22 protein-coding genes and 1 riboswitch are annotated in these 18,622 nt (G+C 58.0%); of the genes, 16 read left to right on the top strand and 6 right to left on the bottom strand.

What is annotated here, in order from left to right; all coding sequences use genetic code 11:
- Positions 1-53 precede the first annotated feature (53 nt).
- The 6 genes from srlE (at position 54) to JI721_RS04600 (ending at position 4,482) form a co-directional block, all read left to right on the top strand.
- A complete protein-coding gene (srlE, locus tag JI721_RS04625; protein WP_274456896.1) occupies positions 54-1,040 on the top strand; it encodes a PTS glucitol/sorbitol transporter subunit IIB in 987 nt (328 codons plus the stop codon).
- An 88-nt stretch (positions 1,041-1,128) separates the two neighbouring features.
- Positions 1,129-1,482, top strand: a complete 354-nt coding sequence (locus JI721_RS04620) for a PTS glucitol/sorbitol transporter subunit IIA (protein WP_274456895.1) — start codon at positions 1,129-1,131, stop codon at positions 1,480-1,482.
- Between the two features lie 121 nt (positions 1,483-1,603).
- Positions 1,604-2,548, top strand: coding sequence for a sugar-binding transcriptional regulator (locus tag JI721_RS04615; protein ID WP_274456894.1), 945 nt, complete (start codon positions 1,604-1,606; stop codon positions 2,546-2,548).
- A 375-nt stretch (positions 2,549-2,923) separates the two neighbouring features.
- Positions 2,924-3,064, top strand: a complete 141-nt coding sequence (locus tag JI721_RS04610; protein WP_274456893.1) for an anti-repressor SinI family protein — start codon at positions 2,924-2,926, stop codon at positions 3,062-3,064.
- Between the two features lie 108 nt (positions 3,065-3,172).
- Positions 3,173-3,526, top strand: a complete 354-nt coding sequence (locus JI721_RS04605) for a helix-turn-helix domain-containing protein (protein ID WP_274456892.1) — start codon at positions 3,173-3,175, stop codon at positions 3,524-3,526.
- A gap of 176 nt (positions 3,527-3,702) precedes the next feature.
- Positions 3,703-4,482 carry a 3'(2'),5'-bisphosphate nucleotidase CysQ gene (locus JI721_RS04600; RefSeq protein ID WP_274456891.1) on the top strand — a complete coding sequence of 260 codons (780 nt, stop codon included), beginning with the start codon at positions 3,703-3,705 and terminating at the stop codon, positions 4,480-4,482.
- Positions 4,483-4,556: 74 nt separating this feature from the next.
- On the opposite strand, the gene JI721_RS04595 is transcribed toward JI721_RS04600, so the two are convergent.
- Positions 4,557-5,858, bottom strand: a complete 1,302-nt coding sequence (locus tag JI721_RS04595; protein ID WP_274456890.1) for an ATP-binding protein — start codon at positions 5,856-5,858, stop codon at positions 4,557-4,559.
- 268 nt (positions 5,859-6,126) lie between these two features.
- Here JI721_RS04595 and JI721_RS04590 point away from each other — a divergent pair, with 268 nt between their 5' ends.
- The 6 genes from JI721_RS04590 (at position 6,127) to JI721_RS04565 (ending at position 11,105) form a co-directional block, all read left to right on the top strand.
- The gene (locus tag JI721_RS04590; protein WP_274456889.1) at positions 6,127-7,314 is read left to right on the top strand and encodes an HD-GYP domain-containing protein; all 1,188 of its coding nucleotides are present in this window, start codon (positions 6,127-6,129) and stop codon (positions 7,312-7,314) included.
- Between the two features lie 214 nt (positions 7,315-7,528).
- Entirely contained in the window at positions 7,529-8,719 is a 1,191-nt protein-coding gene (locus JI721_RS04585; protein WP_274456888.1) for an acyltransferase, read from the top strand.
- Between the two features lie 62 nt (positions 8,720-8,781).
- A complete protein-coding gene (locus tag JI721_RS04580; protein ID WP_407654071.1) occupies positions 8,782-9,558 on the top strand; it encodes a phosphosulfolactate synthase in 777 nt (258 codons plus the stop codon).
- 66 nt (positions 9,559-9,624) lie between these two features.
- Positions 9,625-10,023, top strand: a complete 399-nt coding sequence (locus JI721_RS04575; RefSeq protein ID WP_274456887.1) for a VOC family protein — start codon at positions 9,625-9,627, stop codon at positions 10,021-10,023.
- A gap of 97 nt (positions 10,024-10,120) precedes the next feature.
- On the top strand, positions 10,121-10,609 hold the full coding sequence (locus JI721_RS04570; protein ID WP_274456886.1) for a glutathione peroxidase: 489 nt from the start codon (positions 10,121-10,123) through the stop codon (positions 10,607-10,609).
- Positions 10,610-10,778: 169 nt separating this feature from the next.
- Positions 10,779-11,105 carry a hypothetical protein gene (locus JI721_RS04565; RefSeq protein WP_274456885.1) on the top strand — a complete coding sequence of 109 codons (327 nt, stop codon included), beginning with the start codon at positions 10,779-10,781 and terminating at the stop codon, positions 11,103-11,105.
- 114 nt (positions 11,106-11,219) lie between these two features.
- Here the strand turns inward: JI721_RS04565 and JI721_RS04560 are convergent, their stop codons facing one another.
- Complete coding sequence (locus tag JI721_RS04560; RefSeq protein WP_274456884.1) at positions 11,220-11,807, bottom strand: DUF2140 family protein; 588 nt, start codon at positions 11,805-11,807, stop codon at positions 11,220-11,222.
- A gap of 214 nt (positions 11,808-12,021) precedes the next feature.
- Entirely contained in the window at positions 12,022-12,462 is a 441-nt protein-coding gene (cbpB, locus tag JI721_RS04555; protein WP_274456883.1) for a cyclic-di-AMP-binding protein CbpB, read from the bottom strand.
- 201 nt (positions 12,463-12,663) lie between these two features.
- A riboswitch (cyclic di-GMP riboswitch) is annotated at positions 12,664-12,751 on the top strand.
- Positions 12,752-12,833: 82 nt separating this feature from the next.
- On the opposite strand from cbpB, the gene JI721_RS04550 reads away from it, so the two are divergent.
- Positions 12,834-13,793, top strand: coding sequence for a putative bifunctional diguanylate cyclase/phosphodiesterase (locus JI721_RS04550; protein ID WP_274456882.1), 960 nt, complete (start codon positions 12,834-12,836; stop codon positions 13,791-13,793).
- 33 nt (positions 13,794-13,826) lie between these two features.
- Here JI721_RS04550 and JI721_RS04545 read toward each other — a convergent pair whose 3' ends face one another.
- Positions 13,827-14,732, bottom strand: a complete 906-nt coding sequence (locus JI721_RS04545; RefSeq protein ID WP_274456638.1) for an IS1595 family transposase — start codon at positions 14,730-14,732, stop codon at positions 13,827-13,829.
- A 102-nt stretch (positions 14,733-14,834) separates the two neighbouring features.
- On the opposite strand from JI721_RS04545, the gene JI721_RS04540 reads away from it, so the two are divergent.
- The gene (locus JI721_RS04540; protein ID WP_274457671.1) at positions 14,835-14,981 is read left to right on the top strand and encodes an EAL domain-containing protein; all 147 of its coding nucleotides are present in this window, start codon (positions 14,835-14,837) and stop codon (positions 14,979-14,981) included.
- Positions 14,982-14,998: 17 nt separating this feature from the next.
- Here the strand turns inward: JI721_RS04540 and JI721_RS04535 are convergent, their stop codons facing one another.
- The gene (locus tag JI721_RS04535) at positions 14,999-15,502 is read right to left on the bottom strand and encodes a hypothetical protein (protein WP_274456881.1); all 504 of its coding nucleotides are present in this window, start codon (positions 15,500-15,502) and stop codon (positions 14,999-15,001) included.
- A gap of 170 nt (positions 15,503-15,672) precedes the next feature.
- On the opposite strand from JI721_RS04535, the gene JI721_RS04530 reads away from it, so the two are divergent.
- Entirely contained in the window at positions 15,673-16,470 is a 798-nt protein-coding gene (locus tag JI721_RS04530; RefSeq protein ID WP_274456880.1) for an alpha/beta fold hydrolase, read from the top strand.
- Positions 16,471-16,498: 28 nt separating this feature from the next.
- The gene (locus JI721_RS04525; RefSeq protein WP_274456879.1) at positions 16,499-18,073 is read left to right on the top strand and encodes a phospholipase D-like domain-containing protein; all 1,575 of its coding nucleotides are present in this window, start codon (positions 16,499-16,501) and stop codon (positions 18,071-18,073) included.
- A gap of 2 nt (positions 18,074-18,075) precedes the next feature.
- Here JI721_RS04525 and JI721_RS04520 read toward each other — a convergent pair whose 3' ends face one another.
- Complete coding sequence (locus tag JI721_RS04520; protein ID WP_274456878.1) at positions 18,076-18,621, bottom strand: hypothetical protein; 546 nt, start codon at positions 18,619-18,621, stop codon at positions 18,076-18,078.
- Position 18,622 lies beyond the last annotated feature (1 nt).

Below are 18,622 nucleotides of genomic sequence, written 5' to 3'. Positions count from 1 at the left end.
GTGTTCGCGCGGCGAACGCATGACCAAACTATTCATCTCAGGAGAGGATATCGATGGGGCAAGCAGTGCGGATTGAAAAAGGTTCTGGCGGCTGGGGAACTGGGCTGGTCGTGGCACCAGAGGGTAAGCGGACCAAGGTTGTCTCTGTAACCGGGGGCGGGATTCACCCGGTCGCACAGCGAATCGCAGAACTCAGCGGTGCGCAGGCGGTGGATGGCTTCTCGACGGCTGTACCAGAAGATGAAATGATGTGCGTCGTGATTGACTGCGGGGGGACGGCGCGGATTGGCGTCTACCCGATGAAGCGCATCCCGACGGTGGATGTCCTGCCGTCCTCGCCATCGGGGCCGCTGTCGAAGTTCATTAAGGAAGACATTTTTGTCTCCGGGGTGACCGTGCGCAACATTGTGCTGGCGGATAAGGGGGAAGCCCGCACAGAAGCTGGGCCGCAGCCGGCACAGAAGAGCGACAACCCCTTTCAGGCACCGCAGCCGCAGGTGTCGGGCGGTAACTCGAACTGGCTGATGGTCATCTCCCGCGGCATTGGCAAGGTGATTGGCACCCTGTACCAGGCGGGCCGCGACTCGGTCGACATGTTGTTGAAAAACATCATTCCGTTCATGGCGTTCGTCAGCATGTTGGTCGGCATTATCAACTACACGGGGCTGGGGAAGCTGCTCGCGCACGGTCTCGTGCCGCTGGCCGGCAGTCTGGGCGGACTGATTGTCCTGGTGATTGTGTGTACGCTGCCGTTTTTGTCCCCTGTGCTGGGGCCGGGCGCGGTCATCGCGCAAATCATCGGCGTGCTCGTCGGCACGCAGATTGCGACGAAGGCCATCTCGCCGGTGTACGCGCTGCCCGCGTTGTTCGCCATTGATGGTCAGGTGGGCTGCGACTTCGTTCCGGTCGGGCTGTCGCTCGGTGAGGCAAAGCCAGAGACGATTGAGTACGGTGTGCCCGCGGTTCTGTACAGTCGTTTGATTACTGGTGTCGTCGCCGTCTTGCTGGGATACGTTGCGAGCCTGGGCATGTACTCGTAAGATGAATTGACAAGTATGTGGTGACACTCGGTTGCTGCAGGCCGTGGCAGCCGAGTGTTTCTCGTCCAGACATGAAGGAGGGGGTCGCATGATGAAGTCGACCGTGACATACATCGGAGACATGGCGTTTGCGTTTGAGGAAGAAAAGGTGCTCATCCTCTTTGGGACTCAAGCTCCAGCTGAGCTGCGGGACATTTCTGTGATTCACGAACCGGTCGAGGTCGACCGCGGCGCCTTAGCATCTGCCAGCCGCCTCGTCGTGGGGCAGAACGAATACGAAATTCTCTCCGTTGGCACGGAGGCCATGAAAAACCTCGCTGAACTCGGACACCTGTCCATCTACTTTACAGACCCGCCGGCCGAAATCCTGCCGGGATCGGTCTATGTGAAACCGTTTGAACTGCCGAAAGTCAGTATAGGAACTCTCATCGAAATTCGTTAAAATAAAATAAACAATGCAGGAAGTTTTGGGAGAATCAAGCGATGCGGCGCCCTGACTGCGCCGCTTGCACGAAGACGCGGCAGCTTGGACAGCGACACTATGACTGAAGAAGGTAGAGATGTTGGCCTACTCGGATGACTCGCGCATCTTGTCAAAGATTGCGCACATGTATTACGAAGATGGAAATACACAAGCCGAAATTGCTGAAACCTTGGGTGTTTCGAGGCCCCTCATTTCTAAATACCTGGCCAAGGCAAAGGAACTCGGAATTGTTCAGATTTCCATCCGCGATGAGGTGGCTCATCCGTACGCCGCTGTCGAGGCGGAGTTGGAACGAACGTTCGGGCTCCGGGAGGCCATTGTCGTGTCCGAAAGCGGAGACAACAGTGTCAAAAAGGCACTTGGCGCGGCTGCGGGTCAATACCTGATTCGAATTGTCAAAGACAACGATATTGTCGGTGTCTCCGGCGGCACGACGCTCCTGGAACTTGCCAACGAGATGCCCAAGGCCAACCTGCCGTCGGTCACCATTGTGCCGCTCATCGGCGGCATCGGTGACTCGCGAATCGACGTGCATTCCAATACCATTGTCGTCCGCATCGCGGAACGGCTGAATGCCGATTACAAGTTGCTGCACGCACCGGCTGTGGTCGATACCGCGGATGCCAAGGCGATGTTTCTGCAGCAATCGTCGATCGCCGAAGTCGTCCAGCAGGCGCGGCAGGCGAAGGTGGCGCTGGTGGGGATTGGGGGGTACCCCGAGTACTCAACCATGGTGAGAAACTATATGGGGCCCGATCGCGACCGTGATCTGATGGATTCGGACGTGATTGGCGACATTTGCTACAATTTCATCAACGCCAAAGGGGAGGCGTCGAACGTCTCCTGGAATTCGCGCGTCATCGCGATTTCCCTGAAAGACTTGAAAGCCATTCCAACGGTGGTGGGCATTGCTCACGGCGCCGAGAAACTGGAGGCGATTCGTGCCTCGTTGATTGCCCGGCTGGTGAACGTGCTGGTGACAGACTATACGACGGCCCAAGGGCTGCTGTCGCACGCGAAATAAGGGGAACCGAAGCCTGGATGGGCTTCGGTTTCTGCCAAGACCCGCCATCAAACCTCGTCAGACCCGAACAATTCCCACGCACGCCCGGCCGCGGCTGTCCATCGCGGTCGACGCCTGTCGAACAGGCTTCCAATTTGCAGGAATTTATTCGTTGATAATTGCTCCCCCAGGTGCATACAATGGATGCATGACAAAGTTTAAGAAATAAACGTTTGAGCAGCTATACGGCTTTCGTGGTCGGGCTCTTCTGGATTCCGTCTGTCCATCGTGTCGCCCCAGTTTGGAAAACACAGATCAGAAACAGACAGGTACAGACTGTGGCATGGGTGCTGTCTTGGGGTGTTTATTGTGTGGGTACAAGGGGTGGGGGTTCTAGTGGACGAAGTGAGGGCTGTCGAGGAGTTCGACGAAGAATGGCTGGAGTTGGTGTTGCTCGCGCGTCATATTGGATTAACGGTGGAAGAAGTCAGGACGTTTTTACGGATGAAGGAGGCTGTTGGTGAGAATAATTTTTAACAACCGACAGGGAAAGGGACGCGCATCACGAATTAGTTAGCCATATGAATGGCTTAGCCATACGGGCCGGCTCGCCGGGTTTGCACTTCGAAGACGAGGAGAGGTCACATGCTGGGGGAACGCATTCATCGCTTACGACTGGAGAAAAACCTGTCCTTGTCCGAACTTGCTGACCGTGCGGGTATCGCGAAGTCCTATTTGAGTGCCATCGAACGGTTCATTCAAGTGAATCCCTCGATTCACGTGATTGAAAAACTTGCGTCTGTGCTGGGGGTTCCGGTGCAGTACCTGATTCAATCCGAGGACGAGGCGCTTCCCGCAGATTCGGTCGACCCGGAGTGGATTGATATCGTCAAGGAAGCCATGGCATCCGGGGTCAGCAAGGACGAGTTTCGAGAGTTTCTGGAGTTTCAAAAGTGGCGCCGCCAGGCGCAGCCGACAGAGGAACCTTCGGAAAAGTAGAGGTGTGCGGCAGGCCGCTGCATCACGGCGTGTCCCGCAAAGGCGTGACAATCGAATCGGTTTGGCGGCATCGTCCTCTGTGGGACGATCATTTTTTTGCGGCGGAACCCCCGCCGGTGTGGATGCCGCCGGGATGGCAAGCCAACGACAACGTGTGAGGATGTGACCTGCAGAAGATGGACAAGCATTTTCTTGACGCGGTGGTTGAGGTGACACGGCGGGCTGGAGAGATGGTCGAAACCATCGCGGCCGAAGGATTTGAGACCAACTATAAGGGGCACAACGACCCCGTCACCACCGCTGACCACGCGGCCAACGACTACCTCAAGGAGCACCTGTGCGCCTTGCTGCCGGAGGCGGGGTGGCTGTCGGAGGAAACGAGAGACAGCGAGGACCGCTTGGACAAGGCGTATGTGTGGATTGTTGACCCAATCGACGGAACCAAGGAGTTCGTGCAGCGCGTGCCGCAGTACGCAGTCTCCGTCGCCCTCGCACATCACGGCGACGTCGTGCTGGGCGTGGTCTACAACCCGGCGCGGGACGAGTGCTTTCATGCATTGAAGGGTGTGGGCGCCTGGCTGAACGACCAGCCGATGGCAGCGGTCGCGCCGAAGCGGGAGCCTCTGTTGATTCTCGGCAGCCGTTCGGAAATCAAGCGCGGTGAGTTTGTGCAGTTCGAGGGCCTGGCGGACGTGGAAGCGGTCGGGTCCATCGCGTACAAGCTGGCGCTCATCGCTGCGGGACGCGCCAACACGACCTTCAGCCTGGGACCGAAGAATGAATGGGATATCGCGGCGGGGGTGGCGCTCGTGGAGGCGGCGGGCGGCCGCGCAACCGACAAGGCGGGGCAGCCGCTCGTGTTCAACCAGCGCAACACGCTGACCAACGGCATCCTGGCCACCGCAAAGGGTGACTTTGACCGGGTGCTGGCGATGATTCAAAGCCGCCAGGGTTAACCCGCAGACAGGCGGATGGGCGCGGCCAGGGGTTTTAAGCCCATGGCCCGCGTGCTTGCCGCGGCGGCCGGCCGTTACGCCAACGGCAGGACAATCTCGACTTGGGTTCCCTCGCCAACGCGGCTTGTCACGTGCAGCACGCCGTTGTGTGCTTCGATAATTTTGCGGCTGACCATGAGGCCCAGTCCAGTGCCGGCCGCTTTCGTCGTGTAAAACGGTTCGCCGACATGCGCTAACACGGCTTCCGGGATGCCGGGGCCGTCGTCACAGATGGTGAGGGTCACAGTCGACCGGTTTGCGCCGGCGGCGGACTGCATCGTGATGGAGATCTGACCGCCGTCTTCGGCCATGGCCTCCATCGCGTTTTTGATCACGTTGACCATCACCTGCTTGATGCGGTTGGGGTCACAGATGACGTCTGCCGCATCATCCGGGAGTGTGGTTTGCAGGGTGACGCCGCCGAGGACCGACTGCGGCGACAGGAGTTCAACGACCTCCGGTACGACGCGCCGCAGGTCATGCCGGACGAGGTGCGGCTCCGCGGGTTTGGCGAACACGAGCAGTTCACTGACGATGGTGTCGATGCGGTTTAACTCGTCCGTCATGATGGTGAGGTATTGGTCATACTCACTCCGCGAGGACTGCATCAACTGCACAAAGCCCTTGAGCGCCGTGAGGGGGTTGCGGATTTCATGTGCGATGCCGGCCGCAAGGTCGCCAGCGGCAGAAAGCCGCTCCGACTTGATGAGCAGCTCTTCCGCCGCTCGTTGGGCCGTCCTGTCCCGCACAATGACGAAGAACCCAGTGACGACGTCGTTCACAATGGCCGGGATTTTCTTCTCATGGACTTCGACCTTGCTGCCGTTTCGATGCAGCAAGGTGAGAAATACATTTTGCGATTCGCCTTGCATCACCCGCAGGTACCGATGGTGCGAATCGGCGTGGTGCGCAGGGTCAATCAGCATCCAGTACGGCGTTTGCAGGAGTGCCTCCGGGGCGTACCCAAGAATCGTTTCCACGGAAGGATTGGCGGATTGAATCAGCCCCTTCGTGTCGACAAACAGGACGATGTCTTCGTTGTTGTCCACGAGCGACCGATACCGCTGTTCGCTGGTCTGGATGGCAGCCTGCTGCCGCTTCCACAGTTTTCGCTCGGTCAGGCTCCAAAACAAAATCAACAGGGCAAACGTAACGATAAGGGCGAGCAAGCGGAGCAAATCCATGCGCAGGGGGCCCATGCGCAGCGTCGACAACAACGGTATCGTGACGACCAGCGCAGCCAGCCCAAGAGCCAGGCACACCAGGACGGCCGTGGACAGCCGTGATGACCGCAATCGGTTGGAACGCGGAGCGGCAGTGCGTCTGTGAGGAAACAAGGTGAGCTTCCTTTCTTCCCGTACCAGTGATTGTCGAAACAGTGCGCTGCATGGTATACGCCCTTATTCGCGATGCAGGGACACAATCCTGCCCAAATGTGTGCCAACTAAAGGTAAAAAATCATCTTGAAATCCATCCTGCGGCGGTGTTTCTCGCGCAGAGAGTCGCGATGGGTCGAAACTTGGGATAAGATGAGGAAATCAGAGATGAAAGACAGTGGTAAAGTCTACCGGATGGTCGGTATGGGTGTGGGTGAGATGGGTGAGGTTGAAGCCGGTACACAAGCTTGAAACCGATGATGTGTTGGCGAAGCACGTGTTTGATGCCGATGGACGGGTGCTGCTGCGGGCGGGGGTGAAGCTGACACCCGGTTACATTCGCAGCCTCAAATCGATGGGGTTTGTCTACGTCTACGTCCAGGATGATGAAACCTATGACATCGTGATCGAAGAAACGGTGCGTGCCGAGGTCCAGCAGGAAGTCGTCATGAAAGTGAAACATACGTTTGACCGCATCGCAGCGTCTCGTCACAGCGCCTCCGTGGCTGCCGTCCGGCACAGCATCATCCGTGCGGACTCGAGCCTCGAGGGCGCGGACCTGGACGACGCGGACTTTGCAGCGCGCGATGCGGGAGACGGTCTTCTACCTGGCTTGGCGGATGTCGGTGAGCAGTTTGCCGACCTGTTCAAGCTGCTGCTCGACGAGTTAATGGGCGATCAAACCTTCATCGTCAATCTCACCGCCATTTACTCGAGCGACGCCTACCTTTACACCCACAGCATGAACGTCGGCATTCTCGCGGCGGCGCTGGGGATGGCCAGGGGCTTTGACGAGCGGCGCATCCGCAAGTTCGGCGTCGGCGCGATGCTGCACGACATCGGGAAACTGCTCATCGATCCCGATATTCTCAACAAACCTGGCCGGTTGTCTGCCGAAGAACGGCTGGAAATCGAGCGGCATTGTGAACTGGGCTATCAGATTCTGCGGCGGCAGCCGGACATTTCCATCTTGTCTGCGCATTGTGCCCTGCAGCACCACGAAAAGTTCGATGGGACAGGCTATCCGCGAAAGTTGAAAGGCGAGGAGATTCACGAGTTCGGGCGCCTCCTCGCGGTGCCGGACGTGTATGACGCGCTGGTGACGAACCGGGTCTACCGCCGGGCGTTTCTGCCGCATGAGGCGGTGGCGTATCTCGTGAAGGAGGCGGGATCGCACTTTGACCCGGCGGTTGTCGACCTGTTCTTGAAGCACGTGAACATCTACCCGAACGGGACCCCTGTGGCGTTGAGTGACGGCACATCGGGCGTCGTCGCGCGGGCGAACCCGGACAACCTGCAGCGGCCCGTGGTCCTGGTGCTGGCGGCGGCGGGCGGGAAGGTGCAGCCGTATGAAGTCAACTTGGCGCAGGCGTCGGACTTGGAGATTGCCTGGGTCGGCCTGTCGGACGACGAGTAGGGCCGTGCCGCGCGCTGTGCATGGCTTGCCCGGGGTGAGCTGATTCAGCACGGCCGGCTTCATGGCAGGCGGCTTCATCATGGCCAGCTCGGTCTCTTATTATGAGAAATTGATGAGAGGTATAGTATAATTCAATGAGATTTCAAAGCTTCTTCCGTAAGGTAGTGCTCAGACGGACAAAGTTCGTGTGAGATGCTGCGGGGAGGAATTGGGTTTGGACGGCAAGCGGCGACACCTCTACGAAATTGACTTGATGCGCGCGTTCATTATGCTGTGTGTGCTCTCCGTCCACACGACGTCCTTTTTCAACTCAATGAATACCGACATGACACCGGCGTTTCTCGGCATGGGAGCAGCGATCACGGCGCTGCACTTCACGCGCGAGGCGTTCATGTTCATTACCGGGCTGGTGTTGTTTGTGACGTATTACCACCGCGAGTTTCACCTGTTTCAGTTCTGGAAAAAGCGGTTTGCACTGATTGTCGTCCCGTACATCGTGTGGACCGTCGTGTATATCCTGTTCAAGAACACCTATGCGCAAAACCCGGATTGGTCACCGACGGACCTGCTTCACGTCCTGGGCAAATCGCTGCTCACCGGAGACCAGTTCTTCCTCTACTACGTTGTGGTCACCATGCAGCTGTACATCGTGTTTCCGCTGTTGTTGTGGGGATTGCGAAAACTGGAGCGGTGGCACCTGCACGTGTTCATCGCCAGTTTCCTGTTTCAGCTGTTCCTCATGTGGCTGAACAAAGACGGCAACCTGCCGGCCGCATCATTCACCGGATTTGGGAAGTACCTGTGGGAATACCGCGATCGGTTCATTTTGACGTACCAGTTCTGGTTTGTTGCCGGCGGCATCATGGCCTGCCACTACGACCAAATTCTCGCCTTCGCAAACCGGCATGTTCGCGCCTTGCGCGCAGCTCTGCTGATTGGATTGGCCGTGCTGTGGGCGCATTACTTCTACGACCGCCTGGCCCTGCATGAGCCGGAGTCGATGGGTGAACTGGTGCTGCAGCCCATCATGATTCCGTACAGCTTCCTCGTGGCTGCCAACATGTGGTACGCGGGGGTGCAGTGGGCGCGCCGACGGGAACGACCCGGATGGCGGTGGTTTTCTCGGTTTGTCGGCGTCGGTTCGGCCACGTCCTTTGGCATTTTCCTCTTGCAGCCGTTCCCGCTCAGTTACATGGAACGGACCATCGTCGCGATGCACCGGCATCATGGCCCAGCGTGGCTTCACTTCGCGCTTTGGCCGTTCTGCATCCTGTTTGTGTACTTCACGGGCATGGTCATTGCCTACTGGCTTGGGAAGATCCCGATTGTCTCTTATGTTGTAGGCCGCAAGACATCCCGCAAGCGCCCTGCCCTTGGCAAGGTGGTATCTCAGTCTGTTTCCTGAGCCTGTGCACAGCACGGCTTTGCGGCCTGATGCGCCGCGCAAATTGAAGGGAGGATTCCAACATGTCATCTGTACCCTTGTCAACTGCCCAGCTGGTTTTGCCAGAACGGCCCGCCAAGCCGCGCACCCATGGCATTACGATTCTGATTGATAATGGCGTGCCGCTGCACCACTTTCAGGATGTCATTGACAGCTTCGATGGATTCATCGATCTGGTGAAGTTTGGCTGGGGCACGTCGGTCATCACCAAGCACCTGGACGCGAAAATTCGCTGTTTGGCGGACAACGGCGTCGGCTGGTTCTTCGGAGGAACGTTGTTCGAGAAGTATCTGCATCAGGGGCGGCTGGACGGCTACCGGGCCTTTTTGCACGAACATGGCTGTACGTACGTAGAGATTTCGAATGGTACGATTGACCTGTTGAACGCGGACAAGGCACGATACATAGAAGCGTTCGCCAAGGAGTTTACGGTCATCAGCGAGGTCGGGTATAAGGACGAAGAGAAGTCCATTCGCTTGTCGCCTGCCCGCTGGATTGACTTCATCCGGGAAGACTTCGAGGCGGGGGCGTCGATGGTCATCACCGAAGCCCGGGAAAGCGGGACCAGCGGCATCTGCCGCAGCAATGGCGAAGTCCGCTACGGTCTCATTGAAGAAATCGCCGAGTCCGGCGTTCACCTCGACCGCCTGATTTTTGAGGCGCCGAACAAGGAGCTGCAAACGTACTTCATTCGCCTGTTCGGGTCGAACGTCAACTTGGGCAACATTTCCTTTGATGACGCCATGGCTTTGGAGACGCTCCGCCTCGGCCTGCGCTCGGATACCTTGCTGCAGTTCTAGCGCCGCTTGCCGGCATGCCAGTGGACCCGAATGTTGTGTATCTTTGATGGAGAGAGGAGATCGACCATGCGCAACCCTGACAACGTGTTTCATTTGGCCATTCCCTGCCGCGACCTCGATGAGGCCTATGACTTTTACGTGACGCGGCTGGGCTGCAAACTGGCACGGCGTTACAACGACCGCATTACGCTGGACTTTTTCGGCGACCAGGTCGTCTGCCACCTGTCAGACCAGTGGGATCGCGATGTGACCATGTACCCGCGCCATTTTGGCGTCACCTTCAAGGACAAGCAGTCCTATGACAACCTGCTCAAGCTTGCGAAGATGCGCGACATTCCCTTCTTTCAGGAGCCGACGCACCGCTTTCAGGGGCTGGTGGAAGAGCACGAAACGTTCTTCCTGATTGACCCGTCCAACAATCTGCTGGAGTTCAAATACTACTTTGATGACCGCATGATGTACTAATGCACGCGCTTGTGCGAAATCGTGCTATTCTGAATTTGAAAGTCGTCTTCTGTCGGGCGGTTCGGTGCGAGGTAATGGTTCAAGAAGGGGGCACGGTATGAACATTTACGACTTTACGGTTCAGGCGGCGGACGGTCACGAGGTTTCGCTGCGCGATTATGAGGGCAAGGTTCTGCTGATTGTCAACACGGCCAGCAAATGCGGCTTCACCCCGCAGTACAAAGGGCTGGAGGCGCTCCACCAGCGGTTTGCCGGCCGCGGGTTTTCGGTGCTGGGGTTTCCATGTAACCAGTTTGGCGGCCAGGAACCTGGAACCAACGAAGAGATTCAGGCGTTTTGTGAGCGCACGTACGGCGTGACGTTTCCCGTGTTTGCGAAAATTGACGTCAACGGTCCCAATGCGCATCCGCTGTACCAGTATTTGACCAGTGAAAAGCCGGGGATTCTCTCATCGGAGGCCATCAAATGGAACTTCACAAAGTTCCTGGTCGACGCATCCGGAACCCCCGTCAAGCGCTATGCTCCCCAGACGACGCCAGAGTCCATTGCGGACGACATCGAACACCTGCTGCGTTCATCTTCCTAAGTCCGAGGCGATTTCGGGCGCGTCGAATCTTCGGCGCGCCTTTTTGCCGCGGCCGGCATGAATGGAACCGGAAATTTTTCTATGAATTTTACCGCTGAACGGTCACGCAGAATCCACATTGTGATAAACTCGAACCGGACGGGTATGAATTGTAAAAGGTGGTCGCATGTTGATAAGACGGAAAAAGGTAGACAAACGTTCTCCTGAAGTGGCTGCGCGCGATGTTCTTGAAACAGAGCACTTGGGGGCACTGGAACGCGCCGCCATTCTCCTGCGGTGGCAGCACACCATGGACAAGTTCTCCAACTTGGTAGAGTACACGGCGGTGAAGCGATTTGACCGTCAGACACAAGAAAAGGTCGCCCAGATGATTGGCCCGGAGCGCCTGGAGGCACTGCGTCAAATGGGGCTGGTGCCGATTGAGAAGCCGCTCTATCTGGCGCTGAAGGACGCCGAGTACGAAGAAAGGATGCGTCAGCAGAAGTCTCGTTCATGAAGCCCTGGCTGAAACAGCCCGGGCTTACGCGCACACGCTGGCAGGGCATGTTGGATGCCGGGCGGTGCGTGGGTACCCGCTCATCACCCATTCGTCGCCCGTTCATCACCATTTTTACCCGCTCGTTGGAAGCATGGGGACAACCTGTGCGGTGAGCGTATGGCGCGCTGCGGAATAGCGCTCCAGGTGGACTTTCACCTTGTCGCCCGGTAAGTCGGCGAAGTCAATGTGGATGGTTTCGGCGGCGGGATCGAACGTGATCCAACTGGGTAAATGCAGCAGCTGAAGGATGTTCACGAACGTGTCCGTCATCGTGGTTCCGCCGATGGATGCATGGACAATCTGCAGGTCGAGGTTCCCGTTCGTAATGGTCGGCAAGCACGTGAGGGTGAAGGGAACCACCTGTTGATCGACCTTGATGTTCAGGTCGGTTGTCCACGTGTCCCCGAAACTGACGTTGGCGCTCGACAGGATGTTGGACAGCTCGGGCTGGTTGGCGAGCGCTTGGGCCAAAAACAGGTTGGCCGCATTCTGGTCGATTTGAATCTCGACGGCGGTGGACGGTTCGCCGGACGCGTTGCTCGACGCGAGGGCCTGGACGGCTTTTGTACCGGCCTTTGGGAGCGAGAAAAACCACACGAGCACTCCTGCCAGAAGAATGAGGTGCAGGGAGAACAGGACGACAAATACCCTTTTCCACACTTCGCGTTGCCCCCTTTCAAGCGCCTGCGCTGGTTTCCGCTTTTCACGCGTTCCGCTGTATTCAGCGTCCGCTGTATACAGCGTCTGCTGTCTACACGATTCCAGTATGTCTGCATTCCATACTTCCCAAACGACGAGGCTGTTCCGCGCGGCGCGCATTCCATTCGCCAGGGCGCGGGAGGCAGTGGACGGTCGACGGGAAGCCAGCGACGCGTCAGTCGCGCCGCCGAAGCTTCCGCTCGATTTCAATCAGGACCGCTCTTCGGGTGAGAATGCCATGAAAGTGTTCCTCCGCATCCAGAACGCAGACAAAGGGGTTGTTAATCAGGAGTTCCATGCCTTTGAGAAAGGAGTCGGATGTCGTCAAGCGCGGAATTTTCGTGGTCATGGCTTGTTCCACGAGGACTTCGTGCAGCTTGTCGACGTCAATCTTATCCGTACTCAACATGGCATCCAGAATGTTGGTTTTACTGATGGTACCGCACACGCTGCCGTGGTCGTCCAAGACAGGCACCGCCGTGTAGCCCGCCTTGGTGAGAATCAACAGCGCATGCTCGAGGTTGTTGTAGCGCAATACACAAGCGACGTTTTTTGCAGGGATGAGCAGTTGTGAGAGTTGGACGTGCATGAGGGCTTCACGCAGGCTGTCCTCCACTGGCAGCACCTCCGACTCTATTATACAGCACCCGCTGCCAGTGGCCATGGACGACTGCCGGAGCGCCTGCCGGAATCCGGCATCTGCAGCGAATTGTCATGATTTCTCCGGATTTGACGCGGCATAGAAGGACTAGTCAAAGCCAGGTCTGTGATGTAAAATGTCTATAGTTGTAGATATTTGTCGCATTATGTCGAATATAAGCGTAAAAGGCAACCCTTCGGAAACGGAGAGGACGCAAAACTATAGGGGCTTCGGGAACGTGTTCCCATGCCAGCCAGTTGCCGTGGATGGATCAGCACTTGTCCTGAATCGGACAAGTGTCTTTTTTACATACAGAACACGATCGAGCGCAGTTGGGGGCGTTATCCGTGGAATGGAAGCATCGCCGTACGGGCGCACCGCCCGTATGGTCCGTGGTTGTGGGATTTTGGGTGATGGTCGGGGGAATGCTGGCGCAGGTCGTCTTCGACTTGACGTTTGTCGCAAAGGACACAGTCAATCAGCAAGTCCTTGCAGCTGCCAGTCTCCTTGCCGTAGGTTTCGTGACCATCGGGCTGTTTGTGCTGGTGCGGGAATACCGTCACAACCGCCGCATTCGCTGCTTGGCCTATCACGACTCGAAGCAGGACGGCAGAGGGGGATACCGTCTCTGCGACGAATCGATGGACGCCGTATTTGGTGAACGGGTCATGCTGGAAACCGGCCTGCAGCGCGCGTTGGCCAATCATGAATTCTATCTGGTCTACCAGCCGCGGGTGGATGTGCAGACGCGCAGCATGACGAGTGCGGAAGCGCTGCTGCGGTGGCACCATCCGGTTTCGGGACTGATTTCTCCCGGCGTGTTCATCCCCATCGCGGAAAAAAGCGGGTTGATTGTGGAGATTGGGATGTGGGTGCTGGAGCAAGTCTGCGAACAAATCCGCTCCTGGCAGGAGGCGGGACTGGCGCCGGTGCGCATTGCAGTCAACGTTTCGCCCCTTCAGCTCCTGGCGCCGCGCTTCGTCAAACAAGTCCAGGAGATACTGGAGCGAACGCAAGTCAATCCTTCGTTCCTGGAGATTGAGGTGACTGAAGGAGCCTTTATCGACCACCAGGGCGATGTCATCGAGAAGCTCAAGTGGCTGCGATTCCTGGGCATTCCGGTCTCCATCGACGACTTCGGGACCGGGTACTCTTCACTCGCCCGCCTCAAACACCTGCCGGTCGACACCCTCAAGATTGACCAGGCGTTCGTGCGCGAGATGCACGACGACAAGGGGGCGGTGGCGCGGACCATCATTGCACTGGGCCATGATTTAGAATCATACATCTCAAGTCTTTTAAGTTAGTTGGGCTGGCGCCCCACTTTCGTAACTAAGTTCCTAAACACTGGGTAATGGTTTCGCATGCGCACAGGCAAGCAACAATCTGTCCACCAAGCGATTTCCAAGCTTCCTGCGGTTGAATCGATACACGAACTCCTCAAGGTATCCTTGCTTGTATACAATCCGCCCGTGGTACGTACCATCGATAAACCTCTTGGCCAGGCTGATGACCTTGTCTATCCATTCGAACGTCTCATGGGCCTCCGGTGTACCCGACTTCGTCACTATATGGGACGCAGGCTCCAACTCCTTGGCACAGGCCACAAGCGTCTTGCTGCCGTCCGTCTCCCAGACGCAATTTGGTTTCAGCCGTCCGGATAGAACGGGAGCAACCACTTCCTTCGTGAGATTCGGTACTACCGCCATGGTGATGTACTTTGGCGTCCCACGCTCCATCTGAACGGCGACAATCACCGGGTCCTGATCCGAGCCCCTCCCACGCTTTCCTTCTCCATGGCTCTCTCCGCCAAAATAGGCGTCATCGATTTGCACGAGTCCTTCCAACTGGTACAGTGCATTGCGATCAGCCATGGCCTTGCGGATTTTACGCAACATGTTCCATGCGGTGGGATACGATACTCCAATATTCCGTTGAATGGTTGTCGCAGCAACGCCTCGCTTGTCATTGGCCATCAGGTACACCGCAAGAAACCACTTGCGCAAATCGGTTTTCGTCTTATGAAAGATGGTGCCCGCCGTGACGGAAGTTTGCCGAGAGCAGTTTTTGCACTGGAATAAGGGCATTCGTTCTTCAGCCTCTTTCCGTGAGGAGCTTACAACTTCACAATACTCCTTGCTGCCGCACTTCGGGCAAACAAAGCCATCTGGCCAACGTAGCTCAAACAAACGCTCCTCGCAGGCACGAATCGTGGAGAACCGTTCCTGAAACTCAAGAAGTGTCATGGCAATCACTCCGAACATACGTTCTATATCGCCATTCTACCACCTACGCTCCACTTTTCAATCGGAACTTAAAAGACTTGAGATGTATGTTTAGAATTGACGGTGGTCGCTGAAGGGGTCGAAACCGAAGAGCAGCACGAGCTGTTGGCCCGCTACGGCTGTGACGAAATGCAAGGCTATTTGTACAGCAAACCCATCCCGGTCGCCGATTTCGAAGGGCTCCTGCAGATGACAAGCTTTTCAGCCTGATGCGCCAGATGCCGGCGTCACCACCAAGCCCGCCGTTTTCGGCGTGTTCCACGTCCAAGGCGTTGAATGCGCACCAAGAGGGACGGATTGCCGTCGAGCCCCAGAACCTCGCTGTTGCGCACCGTGATGCGCCGGTGAAACTTTTCCCGCAGCACAGACTTGTAGCGAAGCCGCAGCAGCAGGTCGGCCGCGGGCTCATCGGTGCAGAGAGTGAGCGCCTCAGACTCGTTGGTGGCGATGTTGAGGAACGTAACGCGCTGTTTATTCTTATAGGCGGTGAAATACACCGGGCGTCCGCCAACGAACAGGGTCATTTGCACGTCAATCGCCGGCCCGCGGCCGTAGTTGCGCAGCTTGACTTGAATCGTCTTCTCGTCGACGGAAACAAACTCCGGATAGACCAGCGGCAGCACGGACTCGCGGCTGCTCCGCCGAATTTGGTACAGCGTCGTGATCGCGATTGCAACACTTCCCATTGCCGACAAGGCGCTTGCGGCCTCCAACAGTGTGAGCGACTTCAACGCACCGCACCCCCTTCGGCCTCCGTGCTTAGTGTATACAGTCGGACGGGCCGAAAATACGCTTCCCAACGGCGTCAATCATTGCCAGCCCCGGCCGGCATGGGATGCGGCGCGAACTTCCACACTACGGGTGTGCGACGAAGGGACACCTACACGGGGAAGTGAATGACGTGCCATACCTGTCGAGCGGCGGCGTACGACTGCACTACGAAGTGCGGGGACAAGGGGTCCCGATTTTGTTCATCCATCCACCGGTGCTCAGCAGCACGTGTTTTGCACTGCAGACAGCCGCATTATCGAAAACATTCAAGACCATCACGTTTGATATTCGCGGCCACGGTCGCAGCCAGGCTTCGCCAACCCCGCTGACCTATGACTTGATTGTGTCAGACATGCAGGCCGTGCTGAATGCCGCGGGCGAAGACAGGGCGTTCCTGTGCGGTTACTCCATGGGCGGTTCGATTGCGCTCGAGTTTCTGCTCCAATGTCCTGAACGAGCCCAGGGGGCCATCCTCATCGGCGGCTTTTCGGAAGTGCAAAGCCTGTATCTCCGGGGGCTGGTGACCGCCGGCATCGCCCTGACGCACCCCTGGTTTCAGCACTTCCTGGCGTGGGGACTGGCGAAGACCAACTCCGTCCGGGAGACCTTCCGAGAGACTCTGGCCGCCAATTTGCAGTGCAGCTTCGCAGACGCACAAGCGTACTACCGCTGCAGCCTGACGTACGACTGCACCGAACGGGTGTCGGCCATCGAGCAGCCTGTGCTGCTGCTGTACGGGCAGCATGACCGGCCTTTCCACCCGTATGGGAAACAGCTGTACGAACGGCTGCCGAACAGTCAGCTGGTCTACATTCCAGCGTCCAGCCACCGGATTCCGAGCAAGCAGCCGGCATTGCTCAACCTCGCGATTTCGCGCTTTGTGAAGAAGCATGCCGTATACCCGGGTGCCCGGACGCTCATCTTATGAGAGACATCATGACGGGAGGGGGCTGTCCGTGGCCTGGATTGTGCTGACGTGTCTTTACGGCATCAACACATTGGCGGTGCTGGCCATCGCGATCGCCAATGTGCACCGCCCGATGCACGCCCTGACCTGGGTGATGATCGGCGTCGTGCTGCCGCTGGTGGGTCCAATCCTCTATCTCCTCCTCAATCGTCCTTTGCCCATGGACCGCACGAGCCGGCCGCGGGCGCGTTCGTCGAACTCATTGGGTTCTCTTGGGGCGGGCTCGGCCAGTGGTTCGCTTGATGGCGGCGTACCATCGGTCGCTTTGGCCGTGGAACGCCGGACGGGCTGTCCGGCCAAGCCCGGAGACGTCCAGGTGCTGGTGAACGGACGTCCCACCTATGCTGCACTGTTCAAAGCCCTCCAGGCGGCAGAGCGAAGCATCGACGTGGAGTACTACATCTACCGGGACGATGCAATTGGGCGGCAAATGACCGAGATCCTCAAGGAGCGTGCGGCCGCCGGGGTTCGGGTGCGGTTCATGGTGGACGGGATGGGCAGCCGCAAGTTCCCGCGGGCGGAACTGCGCCGAATGCAGGCCAGCGGCATCGACTGCCGCATCTTCTTCCCGCTGCGGTTCCCGTGGCTGCGGCCGACGCTCAATCATCGTGATCATTGCAAAATTGTGGTGGTCGACGGCGCGCAAAGTTTTGTGGGCGGCATCAACGTCGGCTATGAATACACAGGACTGAAGCCGGGCGTGGGCTGGTGGCGCGACACGCATCTGAAGCTGACCGGCGCGTGTGTGCCGGATATCATGGCTGTGTTCGAGCGAAATTGGTCCATTGCGACGCCTGTTCACGCTCGCGGCGCCATCCGGCAGCGGCCGCAGCCTGCTTCGTCCGAACGCGGCGCGGCGGCTCGACCGGCACGGCTTGCAGGCGTGCGTTGGGCGGGGGGTTCGGGCGTTTCCGCAGCGGCTGCGTGGGGCTTGGATGGGGAGTGGAGTGAAGAGCTGGCCACTGACCCGTCCTCGCGCCCGGTTGAGCCGCAAGAGAAGCTGATGGTGTCACGGCATGCGTTGGTGCAGACCATCGACAGCCGGCCAAGCTCGCATGTGCAGACCGCGCACGATGTGTTCTTTTTATGTGTTTCCACGGCCGCAAACACAGTGGACGTGACCACCCCCTATTTCGTCCCCAGCCCGGCCATCACACACGCCCTCAAGACGGCGGTCGCGCGGGGCGTGCGGGTGCGTTTGTTGGTCCCGGCCAGCCCGGACCACAAGATGATTGGGCTGGCCAGTCACACCTATTTTGGCGACTTGCTGGACGCTGGTGTGGAGATTTACCAGTATCAAAAGGGCCTGCTGCACACGAAGGTCATGACTGTGGATGGGCAAATCGCCTTCGTTGGCGCGGCCAACATGGACCTGCGAAGCTTTCGGCTGAACTTCGAAGTGGGCGAACTGCTCTATAGTGAGGCGATCGCCTCGGACCTGACGAGCCAATTTGAAACCGATTTACAGGATGCCAGGCGGCTGACGCAAGCGATGCTGGCGGAGCGGCCGTGGTTTGGGCGCGTGACTGACCGGTGCGCACGGTTGTTGGCGCCGCTGCTGTGACCTCACTGGCCGAGCAAGCCGCCGAGCCCGAGCGCATTCGTGAGGGTGCTGAGCAGTCCCCCGAGCGGATCGGCGGGGGTGCCGGTGGTCGCCAACGACTGTTCAATATCCTGGTACAACTGGCTCAGGTCAGCAATTCGTTGCGCGGCACTCTCGGTATGACTGGGAGACTCGATGGCCGCGAGTTCCTTCATGACTTGGACCTGGTCGCTGCTCGAGAGCTGGGTGGCAGCGGCGAAGATCTTTTGCATCCACTGGACTTCGGTCGGCGTTTGAATCGTAAACTGACCGCTCGTTCCGTTCCACTGATTCTGAATCCCCTGGTTCTTCAAGGCTTGCTGAATCGCGTACAGTTCTGCATAGGTTGTTTTTTGATACACGAGTCGATCTCCCTTGACCCCGTTGTAGTTGATGCCTGACTGCGCTTGTGCTTTGACGGCCTTGAGTGACGATGCGGCGAACGCAGCGGTTCCGGTCAACACCACCCCTGCCAGGACGGCCCCCGCGAACGCAAGCGCTTTCTTCGTTACTCTCTCTGCTGTGAACATC

The organism is Alicyclobacillus cycloheptanicus, assembly GCF_028751525.1.
In the GTDB taxonomy this organism is placed as follows: Bacteria; Bacillota; Bacilli; order Alicyclobacillales; family Alicyclobacillaceae; genus Alicyclobacillus_L; species Alicyclobacillus_L cycloheptanicus.
Note: the sequence above shows the minus strand (reverse complement) of the source record. Positions and strands in the feature narration are given on the sequence as shown.